The 18,583-nt window shown below is 45.9% G+C and carries 16 protein-coding genes; 3 read left to right on the plus strand and 13 right to left on the minus strand.

Translation table 11 applies throughout. From position 1 onward, the window contains the following. Window positions 1-97 precede the first annotated feature (97 nt). Window positions 98-2,020 (plus strand): FG-GAP-like repeat-containing protein, encoded by a 1,923-nt coding sequence (locus CH376_RS00485; RefSeq protein ID WP_243394730.1) that lies wholly within the window; start codon window positions 98-100, stop codon window positions 2,018-2,020. A gap of 487 nt (window positions 2,021-2,507) precedes the next feature. Here the strand turns inward: CH376_RS00485 and CH376_RS00495 are convergent, their stop codons facing one another. From CH376_RS00495 to CH376_RS00515, 5 genes are read right to left on the minus strand one after another with little or no spacing between them, the layout of a single operon-like run. Next, window positions 2,508-3,818, minus strand: a complete 1,311-nt coding sequence (locus CH376_RS00495) for a UDP-glucose dehydrogenase family protein (protein ID WP_100785731.1) — start codon at window positions 3,816-3,818, stop codon at window positions 2,508-2,510. A gap of 54 nt (window positions 3,819-3,872) precedes the next feature. After that, a complete protein-coding gene (locus CH376_RS00500) occupies window positions 3,873-5,072 on the minus strand; it encodes an ABC transporter ATP-binding protein (protein WP_100785730.1) in 1,200 nt (399 codons plus the stop codon). Next, on the minus strand, window positions 5,069-5,824 hold the full coding sequence (locus tag CH376_RS00505; protein WP_100785729.1) for an ABC transporter permease: 756 nt from the start codon (window positions 5,822-5,824) through the stop codon (window positions 5,069-5,071). Before CH376_RS00505 ends, CH376_RS00500 begins: the two co-directional genes overlap by 4 nt. Then, a complete protein-coding gene (locus CH376_RS00510) occupies window positions 5,818-6,516 on the minus strand; it encodes a JAB domain-containing protein (protein ID WP_100785728.1) in 699 nt (232 codons plus the stop codon). Before CH376_RS00510 ends, CH376_RS00505 begins: the two co-directional genes overlap by 7 nt. Then, a complete protein-coding gene (locus CH376_RS00515) occupies window positions 6,513-6,737 on the minus strand; it encodes an LIC12298 family protein (protein ID WP_069608165.1) in 225 nt (74 codons plus the stop codon). The genes CH376_RS00510 and CH376_RS00515 overlap by 4 nt, the downstream gene beginning before the upstream one ends. A gap of 317 nt (window positions 6,738-7,054) precedes the next feature. Here CH376_RS00515 and CH376_RS00520 point away from each other — a divergent pair, with 317 nt between their 5' ends. Further along, window positions 7,055-8,047, plus strand: a complete 993-nt coding sequence (locus tag CH376_RS00520; protein WP_100787903.1) for a hypothetical protein — start codon at window positions 7,055-7,057, stop codon at window positions 8,045-8,047. A gap of 89 nt (window positions 8,048-8,136) precedes the next feature. After that, window positions 8,137-9,591, plus strand: a complete 1,455-nt coding sequence (locus CH376_RS00525; RefSeq protein WP_420843511.1) for a hypothetical protein — start codon at window positions 8,137-8,139, stop codon at window positions 9,589-9,591. An 802-nt stretch (window positions 9,592-10,393) separates the two neighbouring features. On the opposite strand, the gene pssA is transcribed toward CH376_RS00525, so the two are convergent. The 8 genes from pssA to CH376_RS00575 form a co-directional block, all read right to left on the minus strand. Next, window positions 10,394-11,158, minus strand: a complete 765-nt coding sequence (pssA, locus tag CH376_RS00540; protein WP_100785723.1) for a CDP-diacylglycerol--serine O-phosphatidyltransferase — start codon at window positions 11,156-11,158, stop codon at window positions 10,394-10,396. Next, complete coding sequence (gene tsaD, locus CH376_RS00545; protein ID WP_100785722.1) at window positions 11,155-12,171, minus strand: tRNA (adenosine(37)-N6)-threonylcarbamoyltransferase complex transferase subunit TsaD; 1,017 nt, start codon at window positions 12,169-12,171, stop codon at window positions 11,155-11,157. Before tsaD ends, pssA begins: the two co-directional genes overlap by 4 nt. Window positions 12,172-12,606: 435 nt before the next feature. Further along, entirely contained in the window at window positions 12,607-14,004 is a 1,398-nt protein-coding gene (locus tag CH376_RS00550) for a S41 family peptidase (protein WP_100785721.1), read from the minus strand. Then, window positions 13,994-14,284, minus strand: coding sequence for an LA_1448 family UV-C exposure upregulated protein (locus CH376_RS00555; RefSeq protein WP_100785720.1), 291 nt, complete (start codon window positions 14,282-14,284; stop codon window positions 13,994-13,996). Before CH376_RS00555 ends, CH376_RS00550 begins: the two co-directional genes overlap by 11 nt. Before the next feature lie 38 nt (window positions 14,285-14,322). Next, window positions 14,323-14,934, minus strand: a complete 612-nt coding sequence (gene lexA, locus CH376_RS00560; protein WP_100785719.1) for a transcriptional repressor LexA — start codon at window positions 14,932-14,934, stop codon at window positions 14,323-14,325. A 92-nt stretch (window positions 14,935-15,026) separates the two neighbouring features. Continuing rightward, on the minus strand, window positions 15,027-16,208 hold the full coding sequence (locus CH376_RS00565; protein WP_100785718.1) for an efflux RND transporter periplasmic adaptor subunit: 1,182 nt from the start codon (window positions 16,206-16,208) through the stop codon (window positions 15,027-15,029). A 21-nt stretch (window positions 16,209-16,229) separates the two neighbouring features. Further along, complete coding sequence (locus tag CH376_RS00570; protein ID WP_100785717.1) at window positions 16,230-17,792, minus strand: TolC family protein; 1,563 nt, start codon at window positions 17,790-17,792, stop codon at window positions 16,230-16,232. Then, the gene (locus CH376_RS00575; protein WP_420843512.1) at window positions 17,768-18,364 is read right to left on the minus strand and encodes a hypothetical protein; all 597 of its coding nucleotides are present in this window, start codon (window positions 18,362-18,364) and stop codon (window positions 17,768-17,770) included. The genes CH376_RS00570 and CH376_RS00575 overlap by 25 nt, the downstream gene beginning before the upstream one ends. Between the last annotated feature and the right edge of the window lie 219 nt (window positions 18,365-18,583).

The raw sequence follows: 18,583 nt of genomic DNA on the forward strand, positions 1-18,583 counted from the left end.
GATTTTTTTCTAAAATTTAATATTTTTTTATAAGAAGACTTTTTTTTCTTTCCTCGCTCTTCAAATCGAAGAGCAGTTGTATCTTAGGAAAGGCAAAGTGAAATTCTCCAATGTAATCAAATCCGGGTTATGCGTTTCCATTCTTCGTTTTTTTATTTTCATTCTTTTAAGCGCGTCTTTGATCAATTGCTGGTCCAACCCTTTTTACAAACCTCCGGTGGAATGCTTAGGAAAGATCAACAACACACTTTGTCCGAAAGAGGATTCTCTCGGATTCTTTTGGAGCGGCATTCTTGCCGGATTCTTATACGCCGAAAACGCGGTCACAATTTCTAATTTAGTAAATTATTCTATTGTACAATCCGGTTTTTTAGTGGGGAAGGCGCTCACACCCTCGGTGTATGTTTCCTTAGACGACGCTCCCGGAACCCTAGTATCAGTGGACGGGATTTCCAGTTGGAGATACCAGCTTCCCGCTCCCGCGGTCACGGGATCGTTTTGGAAGTTGGGAACGAAACACAAAATTTCGGTGAAAGCTGTGGATGCGTTCGGAAACGCTTTCGGCGAAAAGATCGTGAATGTGATCAAAGGAAATAATCGAGATACGAACGGGGACGGTTTTGCGGACGTGATCCTTTCGGTTTCTCCGAGCAACTCGGTCGTAGGTTACGGCGTTGTCTTTCTAAGCCACGGAGATACGGGGATGCCCTCTTCCACTCCGGACTCGATTCTTACGGACGGGCAAGCGGGCGGAACCTATTTCGGAGACAGAATCAGCGCCGGCGATTTTAACGGGGACGGTTATGCGGATATGCTTATCGGATCACAAGCCTATCCGGCGTTCGGGACCATCGGGGCCGCGTATATTTTTCACAGCGCCGGTCAAAACGGAATCCGAAGTCAAAATTTACAATCCGGCGGTTCGTACAATACGATGATCCAAGGACAGAACGGCGGGGAACGACTCGGATCAATGGTGTTAGGTGGAGACGTAAATAACGACGGTTATGACGACGCGATTCTTACTTCTCCCTGGATCAGCGTCGGATATATTTTTTACAGCCAAGGATCGTCCGGTGTTCCTTCCAAAAACCTAGGCGCCGGTGCGTTAGCCGACATCAAACACTTAGGCGCCGCCGATAACTTCGGACAAACGTCCAGTGTCGGAGATATCAACGCCGACGGATATATGGATCTTGTCGTGGGCGCTCCTACATTCAACAGCAACCAAGGAAGAATTTATATTTATATCTCGAATGCGGGAGTTCTTCCGCAGACTCCTCAGTATTTGGTTTCGCCTAACGCACAATGTCCTCCCGGAGGCGGTTGTAGCTACGGTGGTTCCATGATTCAGCTCGCGGATTTCAACGGAGATTCTTGCGCGGATCTCGCAACAACCGCACAAGGTTACAACACGAACAGAGGGCTTGTTTTCGTTTATCATTCCAATTGCGGCTCCGCAAATCCTTTTTCGAATTTGCCTAACACGACTTTGTTCGGCCCCGCACTTTCCACTTGCAACGCCGGAAACAATTGTAGCTTCGGCGCTTCCATGTCCGCAGGCGACACAAATGGGGACGGATTTGCCGACCTGATCGTCGGGGCCTATCAAAGCTCCGCCAATTTTGGAAACGTCTATTTATTTCAAAGCGCGGGAACGAGCGGAATCGCAAACACGGACCTAGGCTCCGGCGGTTCCGCCGTTGCAGTGTTAGGTGGAGAATCCGCCGGCCTGAACTTCGGCATTTTTTCCGTTCTTCAGGACGTAAACGGAGACGGATTGTCCGATATTCTCGTATCGGCTCCGGATCCGATCGCGACCGGAGCTTCGCAGGCAGGAAAAGGTAAGGTTCATTTTTTTAAAAATACTCCTTCCGTCGGTCCAGGTAATCAAAATCTAAGCGTGGGAGGGAGGGCTACGGCCACTCTCACTTATTCGAACGGACTTTCTTTTGGAAATTCGATCGCTTTGGATCAAATCGATTTCTTCGAATCAAACGTCTCGTTTCTATTTCGATAGAATTTGTTCGGACAGAAGGCGGCGGGAAGCCTGTCTTTGGGACCCGATTGAATCTTTTTCTAAAAAATAAACGTGGGAACTCACACGGATTTTCAAGATGGATCAAGATTGAATCTCGCCAAAAGATCGATACGACGTAAATTGCGGGAACTCACGCAGATAAATTCAAATTGTAAGAGGACGTGTTCCAAAATTGGGACAGGTTCTCGCAGATAGATCTTTCTAACAAAGTAAAAGAATCTTTTGAGATAAGCTGTAAAACAGGATTCTCTTTTATTTTGCGATCGATTGTTCCGACAAAGAATTCTGCCTAAAAAAGATCGCAAACGGACTTAATCCGAAATTGAATATACTAAAAAATCATCCGTATATTCAATTTTTCTAAAGGTTCTTATCCGAAAGCTAAATTTAGAACCCGATCGAGATCCGTCAGGAAAATCTTAGGAAGAAAACGCCGGCGAACCTTCGTTTCTTCCAAGTCCGAAAATCAAACGTTCGGCTTACCGATCGAAAAATATTGAAACCCTTCTTTTTTCATGAGCTCCGGAGAATACTGATTTCTGCCGTCGAAGATCACATTCGATTTTAATAATGTTTTAATCTTTCCGAAATCGGGTTCTCTGAATTCTCTCCATTCGGTGAGAAGAAGAAGAGCGTCCGCGCCCTTGAGAGCGGAATAAGCGTCCGCCGAATATTCCACCTTTCCCTGAAAGTATGTCGCAGAAGTTTCCTTGGAGACCGGATCGTAAACCTGCAACTTAACGTTTTTATCATGAAGCTGTAAGAGAAGAGGAATCGACGGAGCTTCTCTCATATCGTCCGTTCCCGGTTTGAAGGAAAGTCCCCAGACCGCGAAGGTTTTTCCGGAAAGATCCGATTCTCCGTAAAACTTTACGATTTTCTCATAGAGTCTGAGCTTTTGCGCTTCGTTGACTTCTTCGACTTTGCGGATGATCTGAAGCGGAGCGCCTTCGTCTTCGGAAGTTTTGATCAGCGCTCGAACGTCTTTCGGGAAACAGGATCCGCCGTAACCGATTCCCGCGTAGAGAAATTGTCTCCCGATTCTAGAATCGGTTCCCATTCCTTTGCGGACGTCTTCGTAGTTGGCTCCCACGACTTCGCAGAGATTGGCGATCTCGTTCGAGAAGGAAATTTTTGTCGCGAGGAAAGCGTTACACGCGTATTTCGTGAGTTCGGCGGAAACGACCCCCATCCTTAAAATCGGATTTCCGTTTAATACGAAAGGAGCGTAGAGTTGCGCGACCAAGTCCCCGGCCCTCTGCGTGTCGGAACCGATCACCACCCTTTCGGGGCGCATAAAGTCGTCTATGGCCGCGCCTTCTTTTAAAAATTCGGGATTGGAAACCACGTCGAATTCTTCTTTTGTTTCGTTTGCGATGATCGCTTTGACCTGCGCCGCAGTTCCGACTGGAACCGTGGATTTATCAACGATGACCTTGTAGCCGTTGATCGATTTCCCGATTTCTCTCGCGACCGCGAAAACCGCGGAAAGATCGGAAGAACCGTCGGGAAGCGTGGGAGTTCCCACGGCGATGAAAATGAGGTCCGTTTTTTCCACTCCTTCTTTGAGAGAAGTGGTAAACTCGAGTCTTTTTTCCTTGGCGTTGTTCAAAACGAGCTCGGAAAGACCGGGTTCATAGATGGGAATGATTCCTTTTTTGAGATTTGAGATCTTTGTTTCGTCTTTATCGACGCAAATCACTTGATTTCCGTATTCTGCAAAACAAGCGCCTGCAACAAGGCCGACATAACCGCTTCCAATCACGCAAACTTTCATATTGAGAACCAGGATTCCGGAGTTTCCGGGCTTAGAAAGAAAAATAAATCGGGATCAAACGTCTTTTTTGAGACTGCTCTTTACCGGCAACCAAGCCGCGCCTTCGAATTTGGGAAGATCCAGACGTTCCAATTCGAAGGAAAGAATCCCGTCCTTCCAGAGATAACTGTTTCCTACGTGATTGTCCCCTTCGTGCAAAGCGAGACCAAGCGAATATTTTCCCGCCGAAAAGTTGAGAGGAAGTCGGAAGTTCGCCGTAACCGATTCTCCCGCTTTGACGTTTTTCAAAGAATTACCGAGATGAAACGTGTTGGTTCCGAACGCGCGGATCCCTCTCGCGTCGTCGATATGAAAACCCACCGTCAAATCCGGAATGTCTTTTCTAAATTTAGCTCCGACTTCGATTTCGATCTCGGCGCCTACGGGAAGAATTTTCGGATTGATCTGGCCCTTATACTTCAAACTCAGGGAAAGATTTTCCAAAGGAGAATCCTTTTGTAAGGGAAGAATCGATTCTTCTCCCGTTCCGGAATCCGCAATGATCTGCATATATTCCCGAAATCCTTCCACCGGATCTCCGTCAAAAACGAGTTTGCCCTTTTCCAAAATCAAAACCCTCGAACATACGGATTTCAGAAGTTCGAGATCGTGACTCACGATCAAGGTCATGGTTCCCTGTTCTTGAAAAGAACGGAAACGGTGAAGACATTTTTGTTGAAAGCTCGCGTCCCCGACTGCGAGGGCCTCGTCCACGATCAGAATATCGGGTCTTGAAAACGTGGCCAATGCAAAACCGAGGCGCATCACCATTCCGGAAGAATATTGCTTTATTGGAATATTCTTAAATTCTTTTAAACCCGAGAATTCGAAAATTTCGTCCATCGAAGACGAGATCTCCTTCGGACTGAGTCCCCAGACAAGACCGTTGTAGTAGAGATTTTCCTCTCCCGAAAGTTCGGGATTGAATCCGACTCCGAGTTCCAAAATGGAACGAAGCGATCCGGTTTTTGTGATTTTTCCGGACGCGTAAGACGAAACACCCGTAAGAACCTTTAAGAGCGTGGATTTTCCGGCTCCGTTCCTTCCGATCAAACCGACGATTTCTCCGGGTTTCACCTGAAAGCCTACGTCTTTGAGAGCGTTATACCGCACGTCGTTCCCGAAAAAACCGAGCGTAAGGACGTTGAGAATTCTTTTGAAAGGTCCGCTGAAACCGTTATAGACCTTATTGAGATTTTCTACTTTTAAGCTCAAAGATGGTCCAGGATCACGGAATGAAATTTTGAACGGCAGAGAATCCCGACGGCGGGAAATAGAATCAGATACGGAAGAAATTCTTTCCAGTGGAAAACCGGGACGAAGTCGTTTAACAAAACAAAACGAAAAACCTCCAACGGAAAGTTAAGAGGATTCCAGACGTTGATCGAATGTAAAAAACCGGAAGATAAATAAAGGATCGGCAAAGACCAAAAGAAGAATTGGGAGATCAGCCGAATCAAAGGAGTAATGTCGCGAAGAATCACGTTAGCCCTCGCCAAATATCCCTGCACAAAAGACAAAAGATAACCGACCCCGAACATCACCAAGATAGAAAGCGGAAATAAATACACATTCAATTTTTGGAATATAATAAGAACGATCAGAACGGGAATCCCGGTCACAAGAAAATGAACGAGCATCTGAACGAACGGAATCCAAAGAAATATTTCCGGACCCAGAGGAGATCTTTTGATCAATTGACGATTTTCGGTGAGGATGGAAGTTCCGCGAATCATATATTCCTGAAGAGGAACCCAAAAAAGGAGACCGCTGAACGCGTAGCCTATAAAATCAACCGCGGATTCAGGATTCCCTTTGAGATGTAAGAACAAAAATACGATCGTGTAGATGAGAATGATGCTGATGTTTTGGACGAGCATCCAGGAGATTCCGAGGGAGCTTCCGGCAAATTGTAAGGCGTAATCTCTCCTTACTAAAATCCAAAGAATCGGTAAATTTTTCAACACTTCGTTTCAGCCTGAAGAACCTTACCTTCCTTACAGGAATAGATCCCGTCAATTCCAAAAATCCACTGGTCTACGAGTTCCAATCCGAGCGATCCCAGAAGTTTTTTGAAATTCTTATAGATCCAAATATCGTCCTTACTCGGTCTGGAACTCGACTCGGGATGATTGTGTGCAATGATGACGGAAGAAGCCGCATCGTTTAAGATGATCTTCAAAAGATCTCTGGTTTGTACCCCCACCTCTTCCAAACTTCCGACCGCAACGATCTCGGCCCGTAAAACGGCCCTCTCCGGCGAAAGCGTAATGAGAACAAAACATTCCCTGTTTTTAGGTATGAGACTGGTGGAAAGATAGTTGATGAGATGTTCGGAAGAATAACGTTTTCCTTTGAGGGCTTCCCATTTGAGGCGTCTTGCGAATTCTACCGCGGCGAGTAACGTAGTAGCCTTAGCGGGACCGACGCCCGGAACCTGCATTAGATCCGAAACTTTCTTTTGCAGAAGTCCACCAAGTCCTCGACTGTGATGCAGAATGCTCCGGCTGAGCTCGTCGATCGGTTGAGCCCGATTTCCCCTTCCCAGAAGTACCGCCAAAAGTTCCCAATCTTGCAGGGATTCGGCTTCGTACGCTATGCGCGCTCTGGGATCCGGGAAAGGACTCAACCTTTCCGAGAGTTTTCCGCCAGACTTCAAATCCGCTTCAGGTTGTTTTTACTGAGTTCAGACAAAGAATCTGCAAACCAGGTTCCCTGTTGAACTACTTCCCCTTCAAACGCTTCTTCCAGATAATCCGCGAAGGATTTCAGATTGGACTCTCCCGCACGACTTCTTTCCCTCCAATTAGGGCCAGCGCCTGCGAGACCACCACGTTTTCTCTGGTAATTTGCTGATTCTTGCAGAGATCGAATGATCATAGTCTTCTCTCCATTCTTATTAAATTAGACGACATAAACCGATAAAACCACAAATAATTCCACTTAACGGATATGTATATACTACTCAAAACATTAGTAAATGTCAACAAAAAACGTTCCATTTTTTTAAAATCCTTCGATTTTAGAATCCAGAATGATCTTGAGTAATAAAACCCGTGGTTTTCCTCCGTTTCTGTTCTTTATCTTAACGTTTCCCCCGGACAAAACGTTTGCATTTGGATTTTTTTTTAAGGCATTCCTTACTTTTTTTTTAGAATTTCCGCCCCGACCCTTCGGACCCGAGAACCGTCTCCGGTGTGGGGAAAACTCAAAGCATAGAACTTGGAAAGGGAATGAGGGGGCTTCGGTTCCTCATTCCCTTTCTTTTTCTGTATTCTGCGATCCGCGCAGAAAGCGGTTCCGCTGAAAATTCTTCCGGAGATTTGAGTCCGTTTTTCTTTTCCGCAAAACCCGATTCTTCTTTGGTTTTTGGAATTCTCTCCGAATCCAAAAAGGAAAACCTCCCTTCCTATGGGGCGAAACTTTCGGTCCCATTCTTCCGGAAGAATTCAAAACATCTCTGGAAAATAAATTTTCTCTACGAAAACGAAAGGATTCCGGCGAGGGAGAATCGCGCGTTCCATCGGACGTTTTCCGGTTTGGAATATTCTTATCTTTCCTTCGAAGATCGATTTTGTATTTCCTGGTTCGCAGGTTGGGAAAGGGGAGAAATCGATCTTTTTGTTTTTGGAACCCGTTTGGAATTTTCCGGAAAACAAGAAATTCAGTTTTTCGGGAAACGCGGCGGAGATTTCGAAAACGTTTCGATTCTACTCCATTCTCCTCTGGAAAAGGAAATCAAACTTTTTCTGGGAGTTTCCAGGACTTGGAACGAAACGCGGACGGAAGACCGTTTTTTTCTCGGGATCGGTTTTTCCTGGGATCGTTTCCAGGCTTCCGTCTCCGGCGAAGGAACGGAAAGCAATGAACATTCTATTTCCGGAATATTTGAATTTCAGAATATTCCTGATCCTGTCGGAAACGCGGAAAAGTCGGATCCGGAGCCTAAGAAGAATTTCGAAAGAAAAAAACATCCTCCGTTCGCCGTCTTTTCCCTTTCGACCGAGGAACTTTTGTCGGCCGGATTTTCCTTAAACTCCGCGTTAAAAATTTCTAGGGAAAGTTTTCGCGCACGCGAAGAATTTTTTGAATTCATAGATTCCCTTTCCGAAAAGGACAAAAACAAAGTTTTCCTTCTTTTGAGAAAAAAGAATCCGACTTCGAAAACTTTGAAAAAGGGAAATTCCTGATGTTTTCCTTTCTTCGGTTTCAAATATCTCCATCCCCGCTCGCTTTCGATTTTCGAAGCCGGCTTGCAGGCGATCGTCCTTTCTCACAAATCCTCGCTTTCCGGAAATCGGGTTTTCACCTAGGGCCTCCGGTTCGGGAACTCGCATACAATTTACGGAGGATTTCCGATTCGCGCCGAAAACACATTCTTTTTTTAGAATATTCTATTCTTCTTTTTTATTGGAAAGTCTTTTTGGGAATCTTTTTTTTTGCGTTTCCGCCTTTAATTTTCTCCGAAGAATCCAGGATCGGAGCGACCTTTGAAACCTATAATTCCCGTTATCTCCGAAACGAAAAAGAGAACTGGTTTTTTAAGACCTCCAATTGTCCGTTAAAACTCAAAAAACCGAGCGAAGAATTTCCTTCGTGCCGATACGCTTTTTTCGAAACGAGGGACGGTCGTCCGTTTTTTTCCGTTCAATGGGAAAATCGTTTTGGAAGAGCGAGCGCCGGCCATCGTTTTCGTCCTCTGGAGAATTTTTATTTTTTGCGGGACAACGATTTTTACACGGCTCTTCCCGAGATCGAACAAGCGATCCATAGATCCGCGTTCGTCCATTTAAAATTTGCGGGCTGGGCCTTCGGTTCCTTTTATTCCGAAGCCGAAGCTCGTAAACGCGGCGGTTATTTTCTAATTTCTCCGCGGAGAATATTCGAATTTGCTTATGCTCCTGAACTAGGCACCCATTATGCGTCCCTCGATTTTAAGTCGAAAAACTTCGATCTCCCGGGCCCTAAGATCGTTTCCCGGATCCAAACATTCGGAATCAAAAAAGAATGGGACGGAACTTTTTATACTTCGGTCTTTTCGCAGAGGCTGGACTCCGAATTTAGAGCGACCGGTTATCGGGGGAAAGGCCGGGATCTTTTCGCGATCGATCCGGACCGCGGAGAACTCGACGGAAAGGCTTCTCTGGCGCGTTTTGGAATCACTTCGCATTCTTACTTTTCTTTGGAATGGATCCGCGCTTGGAAAAAATCTCTTCCCGTTGAAGCGCCTTTTCCGGCGTTTTTTCCGAATTCTGCGGAGCCGACTTCTTCCGATTTTCGGCGCTGGCAGATCGTCGGCGGAAAGGCTCCTCTTTATTTCGGAGAATTCGGTGGAATTCTTTTTTCGCTCCGAAACTACAACCAAGGTTCTTCGGAAACTTTGGGAAGAGGTCTTTACTATTCCCTTCAAAAGAGGAATTTTTCGATCGAGGCCGGTCAAGAATGGAGAACCAACGGCGATTCGATCACGGAAGGGAAATGGTCCTTTCGTCTGGATGAATCCTGGAATTTGGAAGGCGCTTTTTTATTTCAGAAAGAAGGGAATCAAACGGATTCTCTTTTCGAGGCGAGGACCGCGAGGGATGAAACCAGTCTGATCTTCACCGATCGAAATTCTTCGTTTCGTCTGAGGCTTCTTTCGCCTTACATCGCTTTTACGGTCAGTCACTCTCGAAAAAAAGAAAATAAAAGCGACGGGATCTGGATCAATCTTCAGGTTCAATTTCCTTTTTAACTCTTGAATTAAGACTTTCGAATTCACCAAAAGCGAACGCCGGAAAAGTAGGAACACCTATGCGAATCGTAAACTTGTTCCAAAACACCGGGAGAAAAAAATACATTACTTTATAAAATTCGAATATACTCTATGGATTTTCGAGAAGTGCAACGGTTCAATTTTTTGCTTCTTTTTCTTACCGCTCTTCTTTCGTCCAATAGAGGATGTGAGAGTTCCTACGTCTTACGTTTTTGGCTTAGCTTCCTAAACGAAAAACCGTCTTCCGAAAACGATTCTGAACCGCGAACGCGGGGAATTTGCGGGAACTCCTGCGTTTTTTGGGGAGAGCTTTAACGAGGTTCGTCCGGAGAAGCTTAAGTTTTTTGGTGGAAGAACCGTTTCAAACGAATCACTCTATTTGAGAATGGTTTGAATCCTCGGAAAAGTCTGTCGCAACAACGACAATCCTCTGTAAAACGTCGCGCACCCCACCCAAATTTAGGGTGGAGGGGTGGGAGGCGGAAAACCCCGGGTGACTTTGCTCTATCAGAAAATGAGGTTTTTTACAAGTAAAATTCTCTCCGAATTTTTGTCGGAACTCCTACAAAAGAACCATTTTGAATCGTGTTGGTTCCAATTGGTTTTTTCAAAACCAATATTTCTCCGACTCTCGTATTTTCCGGACTTGAAAGTCCGCTACTCCCGTTTTCTTGAGAATATTCTTTTGAGGTAACGTAGGCTTTCCTTTTTTCGGAAAAAAATTAGGGTAAATTACGAATCTCTAATATTTCAATTCGGAGAAATAGCAAGTTACGGAACTCTAGTCGAGTTTCACTCTAAATTCCTGAATGAGATGGATGAGAAAGGTCATGATTCCCGAAAAGATATAAAAGAAAATCAATCCGTAGATAAGCCAAGGCCAACGATTGAGTCCGATCGAAACGAGAAGAAGTGTAACTCCTCCGATCAACAAAAATATTCTCGTAGGATTGAGTTTGGATTTGATTGCGGCTTGCGGTTTCGAATAACGTATGTTCGATACCATCAGAATCGCGATCAATACAAACCCGATGATCGTGAGCCAATGAGGAGCCGAGTTCGCGTTTAAAAAAATCGGAAAAAATCCGACCGTAACTCCGGCGACCGGGGAAGGAAGTCCCGTAAAAGATTTCGGATCGTGGGCGACGTTGAATCTCGCGAGTCGATATGCGGCGCAGATCGGAAAGATCGCGGCTATGAGCATACCGATCGGGAAAAGATCTTCTTTTCCGAAGACGTCGATCTTGTATTCCGAAAGAACCATCTGATACATCAGATATCCGGGAGCGATTCCGAAGGCGGTGAGATCCGCGAGACTGTCGAGATCCGCACCGAGCTCGGAAGTCGCATTCAATGCTCGCGCGACCATTCCGTCCAATCCGTCGAAAAGAGCCGCAAGCAATATAAAGAATCCTGCAAGCGTATATGCCTGCAATTCGCTTCCGCCTCTTGTTCCGGCTTCGGAGGCGACGAGCATCGCACTAAATCCCATCGTGAGATTTCCAAGAGTGATTGTATTGGGAACCCAGCCGAGTTTGAGTTTCATAAAAAGATCTCCTGTCTAGAGGGACTTACGGTAAAATCAATATCTCTTTTGTAACCTTTCCGGAACAAATAGTATCCCAGTGTAGCTACCATCGCCCCGTTGTCCGTACAATAAATTTTTTTCTTCGGGCTAAAAAGTTCCACAGAATTCCTTTCCGCCCAAGACTGCAATCGTTTCTGAAGTGTGGAGTTTGCAAGCACCCCTCCTCCGGCAAAAACCCTTCGAATCCCCGTTTTTAAAACGGCTCGTTTGAGATTTCTTTCCACGAGATCAAAAGCCGAATTCTGAAAATTCCAACAGATTTGTTCTTTGGAAATATCTTTTTGCTTTTCAAGAAGGACCATCACAGCGGTCTTGAGCCCGCTAAAAGAAAAAGAGACCTGATCCTGAGGAAGATTGCGCAAAAGCGGGGGAAGAATCGGCTTCTCGTCCGGCGCCGGTTTGTATTCTGCGGCCTTGGCTTCTATGTAGGGGCCGCCGGGATAAGGAAGATCCAAAAGACCGGCGACCTTGTCAAAGGCTTCTCCGAGAGCGTCGTCCATCGTATCACCGACCAGTTCCATTCTTCCAAATTCTTTCAAATTGTAAATTGCAGAATTGCCCCCGGAAAGGAGAAGACCGAGAACCGGAAATTCTGTGGGAACTCCCTCTAAGTGAAGGACGGCGAAGTGAGACTGAAGATGACAGACCGGTAAGATCGGTGTTCCGTAGACCATCTGGATACAACGGGCCATCTGAGCTCCGACCATCAGGGAACCGGTCAAGCCGGGTGAGGAAGTCACGGCGACATAGGAAAGTTCTTCGAAGGAAACCTTCGCTTCCTCCATCGCTTCTTCCAGGAGAAGATTGATTTTTTCCAAATGCGCTCGAGAAGCGATTTCGGGGACGATTCCGCCGTAAGGCTTGTGGAGGTCGATCTGGCTGAAAATCCGGAGGCTTAGATTTTCTTTTCCGTCGCGGACGATCCCGATCGAAGTTTCGTCGCAACTGGTTTCGATTCCGATTCCGATCATGAGAGATCCCGACCCACAAATGAATTGAGTTTTGAAGAGGACCGTCGTAACAACGACAGACCTCCGTAAAAGGCGCGCGCCCCCGCCCAGAAACTAGGCGCTTCGCTTCCTATGGGGCGCCATGCGGGGCGGAGGAAGCGGGCTCGCGGGAAAAAATCGGAGGATTTTGCTCTATCATAAAAACATAATTTTTGCAAGTATAAAGTTATCTTCCCTTTGAGTCGGAACTCCGATAAAAATTCAGATTGGGTTCGTGCGGATTTAGAGAATTCCGCGCGACGCTGCTCTCTCTGCTTCAAGTCGTAAGGAAAAATCGGGAGATTCTGCTCTATCATAAAATCATAATTTTGCAATCGAAACGTCTCTGTAGGAACTCCTACAAAGACTTTTTTAAAATCGTTTTTTACCTTAACTTATTAAGCGGGGAAAATCCGATCATTGGGTCTGTATTTTCTTTTCTCCCTCTTTGGGACCGGTAAGAATTTCGATCGCCTTTCTCATCTGAGGATCCAATTCCAAATCCAGAATTCCATTCTGTCCTTCTTGAACGCTTCTAGTTTTATATAAGAATTTGGCGACGTCCGTGGAAAGTTTGATTCCTTTTTCAGTCAGATACTTTTCAAAAAGAAGAAAGTTGGCTTCGGAATAAGCGGGATTCTTTGCAAGAAAGGCTTCGAGCATTTTTTTCTCCGCCATCTTTCTGATGTAGAATCGATCGTCTTCGGTCGGTTCCACCGATTTTACTACGACGTCCGGTTGAATTCCCTTACCGTGAATCGACTTCCCGCTCGGAGTATAATACTTTTGAATCGTGAGCGCAATACCCGTGTTATGCGAAAGCGGATAGATATTTTGGACCGAACCCTTTCCGAAAGAAACGGTCCCCAGAATTTTTCCTCTTCCATGATCCTGCATCGCGCCCGCAAAAATTTCGGAAGCGCTCGCGGATCCTTCGTTGATCAAAACGACGAGAGGAAGACTGGTAAACTTATCGTTCGCCTGAGTAGAACGAAAAACGCGGACGAGTTCTCCTCCCCTCCCTCTCACGGAAACGATATCCATGTCCGGCTTTAGAAAAAGATCCGAAAGAGAAATCGCGAGATCCAAAAGTCCTCCGGGATTCATTCTTAAATCCACGATCAGTCCTTCCGCACCCTTTTCTTTGAGGGAATTCAGTTCTTTTTTAAATTCGGTAAGTGTGCTATCCTTTCCCATGAACTGATTGAGTTTGATATATCCGAGCTTTTCCTTTTCCAAATACGAAGATCGTACGTACCGGATCTTAATCATCTCCCGGGTTAACGTGAGATTGATCGGTTCCTTCTGATTCTTTCTTTCAATTTTGATATTAACGGAAGTTCCTACTTTTCCTCTCATCAGTTTGATGGAATCGGAAAGAGAAAGATCGTTGGTTTTCTTTCCGTCGATTTCCACGATTCGATCCTGAGGAAGAACTCCCGCTTTCATCGCCGGCGTATCTTCGATCGGAGAAATGACGACGATGGCTCCGTCGGCAAAAGAAACTTCCATTCCAAGGCCGCCAAAACTTCCTCTCGTCTCTTCTTGGAGCTGGGAAAAATCATCCTTATCCATAAAGCGAGAATGGGGATCCCCCAAAGAGGAGATGAGTCCTCGGATCGCTCCTACGTAGAGCTTTTCTTCGTCCACGGATTCTACGTAGTCGGTTTGTATATAAGATAATACTTCGTGGAAAATCTGGAGATAGGATTCTCCATTTTTAGAAATTCCTTTTACGGTTCCGGTCGGGAGAATGAGTGCGAAGCTGAGAAAGGAGACAACTCCGATCCAGATCATTCTTTCTTTATTTTTCATATTCTTTGTTTAAGGCCTCATACAGCGCAGGGCTTTTTTCTTTGAGTCGTTCCAGTACTTTATCGGGATTCAATCGATAGACTGAACACGCTTCGAGAAAAAATGTCAGATCGTTCGGAGCCGATTTTCCCGCAGTGGCTTTGAGGTTCGCGTTGATTCTCGCGATGCTGACTCTCTCCAAAACCCGCTTTACATCACCATCGGTGATTTCGGTCTTTTGCGCGCTGCATTGGAGGGTGAGGAGAAGAAGAATGGAGAGGAAGAAATTTCTTTGAAACACTCTGTCCGAAGTTTCAGTCGAGTTTCTTCCTCTGTCAATCAGTAAATTCTATAGAGTCCGACGAGCTTTCCCATCACCGTCGCCTTCTTTGTGCGGATCGGTTTGTATTTCGGATTTCTCGCTTCGAGACGAATCTGGTCCTGTTCTTTGTAATATACTTTGAGAGTGGCCTCGTCTTCGATGAGGGCTACGATGATCTCCCCGTTTCGCGCGATGTCTCTTTTTTCAATGATCGCGATGTCCCCGTCGTTGATCCCCGCGTCGATCATAGAATCTCCCTGAACCCGAAGCGCGTAAGTCGGAACATTGGATCCAACCATTTCGTCCGGAACGGGGATGTAGGATTCGATGTTTTCCTCGGCAAAGATCGGAAGACCCGCCGCAACCCGACCGATCACGGGAATACTCGTCGCCTGAACGGGAAGAGATTCCAAAGGACTCTGACGGATGAGTTCGATCGCCCTGGATTGATTCTTGGCGGTTTTGAGATATCCTTTCTTTTCGATCGCCTTGAGGTGATCGTAGGCGCCTTTTGCGGTAATTCCGAACTCGTCTCCGATTTCTCGAATCGTCGGCGGAAAACCCCGCTCCTTGATGATGCCGGTAATGAATGTGAGAACAGCCTGTTGCTTGTCTGTCAGGTCTTTCATACTAAACAACTTAGTAGTGAATAAATGCTAAGTCAACACAAAAATAGTAAAAAGGAAGGGGTAGAATGGGACGTTCGAAAACGCCCTTCTCCTTAGAGTTTCAAATATTCACTTTTTAGAATAAAGGATCCTCTGGAAACGACCTGCGCCCCGTCTCTGAGCCCGGACTTGATGATCACTTCGTCTCCCACCGTTTCTCCCGTGAGAACCTCGGTCGCCTCAAAACTTCCGTCGTCGTTCTGGACAAAGACCATAGACTTTCCTTCGATTTCGTGCACGGCTTCGAGAGGAAGGGTTTTTCTCGCTTCGGATCCGGTGTTCGCGACGATTCCTTTCACCTTGGCGGTCACGGATTGTCCGGGTTTGAGTTTTCCGTTTCGGTTGGAAACCATGATTCTTAATTTTGCGGTTCTTTTGACGTTGTCCAAAACCGTTCCTACATACGCGACTTCTCCTTTGATTCCCGGAGATTTTTCGTCGCCCAGAGGATAGATCATCGCGCTTGCGCCTTCGGAGATGGAACCGATATCCTTTTCGTAAACTTCCAAAAGAACCATCAGGTTCGTAAGATTTGCGATCGTGAATAGATCTTCGTTGCGCGTTACCTGTTGACCTTGGATCGCTTTTCTTTCGGTGACTTCTCCATTGATCGGACTTCGAAGAACCAGATTGGAGGAAACATAAACCCCTCTTTCGATTCCGGCGATTTCTCCGGGAGTGAGTCCGTAGTTTTCGAGTTTGATCCGAGTCGTTTCGACTTCGGTCTTCGCGGTTTTGTATTGCATGTTCGCAAACTCAAAATCTTTTGCGGAAGTCACTTTCATATCGAAGAGTTCTTTCGCGCGATCCGCCTGCAGTTTCAGAGCTTCCAAACTCGCCCTCGCCTTCACATAAGAGGCTTCCACTTCTCCGAGCATCACGGAAGAAAGAATCGCAAGAGGAGAACCTTGGCTCACATGATCTCCTTCTCTCACGAGAACCTTTTTGATCCTCGCTTCCACCGTCGAACCTGCTCTCGCCATACTTTCCGGGTCGTAGGAAATTCTCCCCGGAAGCGCGACCTCGTCCACCGAAGCGACTTCTCTCAGAGTAACCACGCTCAGCGGATGCCGTTTGAGAATTTCTTCCGAGACCGTGAACCTACTCTTGCTCACGGCGACCGGCTTCTTCTCGTCGGCTTTCTTCGAGAAGAATTTTTTGTAACCGAAATAGGCCGCTCCTAAAACTGCGAGCAGAACGATCGTAGTTTTATAGCGGTTCAAGAAATTGATCATACAAATCTCCGGGACGGATTTTTAATCCCTCTCTGTTTTTTTACCGACCGCGGCCTTATAGAGTTCCACGGCGTTGTAATAGAGATACAACACTTCGTAGTAATCCCTCAAGACCGTGAGATAATTCTTTTCGGCCTGGAGAAAGGTCACTTGGTCGGACGCACCACGGACATAAGCTATCCTGGATTTTTGTTCTAACTGCTTGTTTTTTTGTAATAGATTGATTCTTTCGTACTTTGCAAGAAGATCTTCTCGCGCGAGGAGTTCCTTCTTAGAAGCCTCGATTTCCTCGTTGACTTCCCTCTTTTTCGCTTCCAGGGCGAGTTCGAACTTCTTGTGTTCTTCTTTGGCGGAGAGGACTTTTCCCTGTCCTCGATCGTTGATCGGAAGAGGAATCGTAGCAAAAACGCCCGCGTAGTGTTCGTTTCCCTTGATTCTCCATTCTCCGCCGACTTGGAGATAACCGAGGCTTTCCCTTCTCTGAAGATCGATATTGAGTTTTTTCTCTTTGACCCTTTCTTCGAGTGCGGCGATGTCCGGACGATGGATCGCGGCTACCGAAGAATCCTTCAATCGCAATCCGAGATCTTCCAGGGATTTAAATTTCATCTCCGACTTGAACGCGAAAACCCCTTCCGATTCCCGGATTCCGGAAAGAATGCGGAGTTCTTTTTCGACGATTTGTCTTCGAACCAAGGCGTCCCTGTAAAACTTTTCCACCTGGATTCTTTCAAGCTCGAGTCTTTCGAATTCGAGAGGAGAAATGTCCCCTTTTTCGACCCGAAACTTAGTGAGTTCGAGAAGGTCGCTGTAGTTTTCGTAAAATTCTTTATTATAATCTACTAAATTAGTTAGGAAGAGATAAGCCCAGTAGTTCTGCCTGAGACGAAGACGAAAGAGTCTGTCGAAGTTTTCAAATTCTCCCAAGACCGCTTCGAAGGATTTTTTTGCGACTTTGGAGCGCAAGGAGATGACTCCGTAGACGTCCAAGTCCTGATACATCGCGGGAGCGATCTCCGTGCTTCCGCCCTGAGATCCGTTTTGTCCGAGAACGTTCGGGCTCGAGGATCCTCCGCCGGGAACTCCGATGAATTGCTGTTGAAACTGAATGATCGGGTTTCTCGAAAGAGAAGCGGTGATCACCTTTCCTCTTTCGATTCCCATGTTTTGTCTTTCGGATAAGTAGAGCGGATTGTTTGAAACCGCATACTCGGTCAGTCGTTCCACGTCCCAGTCTATGATCTTTCCGGAAAACGTAACCGGAATCGAAGAAGTCGGAGCGGGCTGTTTTTCGGTCGCGTCCAAAGGTGCGGAAAGAGATTTATCGTTATCCGAAACGCCGTTTTTCTTTTTATCCTCTTCGGTCGCGGAAGTCGATTCCAAAGGGATCACTTCCGCTTGAACGGGGGCGATCACAAAGGAAACGAAACTCAAAAAACCCAAGACCAAAACGGTTTTGAGAAATCGGAACGGATGAAAGTTCGGAGAAAAAGAATTCTCTCTTTCTCCGTCTCCGGAAAAAACTTTGTTCATAACAAAGAATTCTTTACTGCGGTTGGTTAGAACATTCTGTGAAGATACCATTTTCCCTGCACTTTCTTAAAGTATGGATTGAGAAGTTCCTTCTCCAGTTCTATGTTATCTTTGAATCTGAGTTTCAATTCGCATTCCGTCAAACTTTCGTAATAAAACTCGGCTTCGATTCCGCCCGAAAGTAAAAATAAATCCCGAACGGTTCTAACGTTCTCGGAGTTCTTTTGTTTTTTGAGAAGTTCCCGATCGAAAAAGTAAGTCTGAAAATAATTCTCTTTTTTTTGAAGTTCCTTTGCGATCTGTTCCCGGGTCCAAGTCCCTTTGAGATCCAAAAGCAATCCGTCCTTCGGAGCCACTCGTTCGGGTAATTTGGAAAAATCCTTACGGATCGTATCATCTATCAAAGATTTCATTAAGAGAAGAATTTCAGGAGTGTCCTTGCTGTGATCTCCCGTATGACCCGCGAGAAAAATTTTTCCGGCGAGAATTTCAGGAGCCTGGAGATCTCCTCGGGAAAGAAACAATTCCTGCTCGGAAGTAGTATGACAAGAAAAAGACAAGAGAATCCCGAACCAGAGAAATCCTCGGGCGATTTTTCGAATCGAATGTGAGAACAAGGGCATCATAACGGATTTGAACTCGGAAGAATCAGGGAACGAGTCCAGTCTCTGAAAATCGTCCTGAAAGTCGAACGAAAGTTTTCTTTTTTATCGACTGAACGGACTCTTCGATAAGATCCGATCCTCCCAAAAAAGACGGCCTTGTTTTCTAAGAATGTGAAAATAAGAAATCGGAAAACAAAAAAGGGAAACCGGTTCGGAACAATTCGGGTCTTTCTTAGA

This window comes from Leptospira adleri (assembly GCF_002811985.1).
GTDB classification, from domain to species: domain Bacteria; phylum Spirochaetota; class Leptospiria; order Leptospirales; family Leptospiraceae; genus Leptospira; species Leptospira adleri.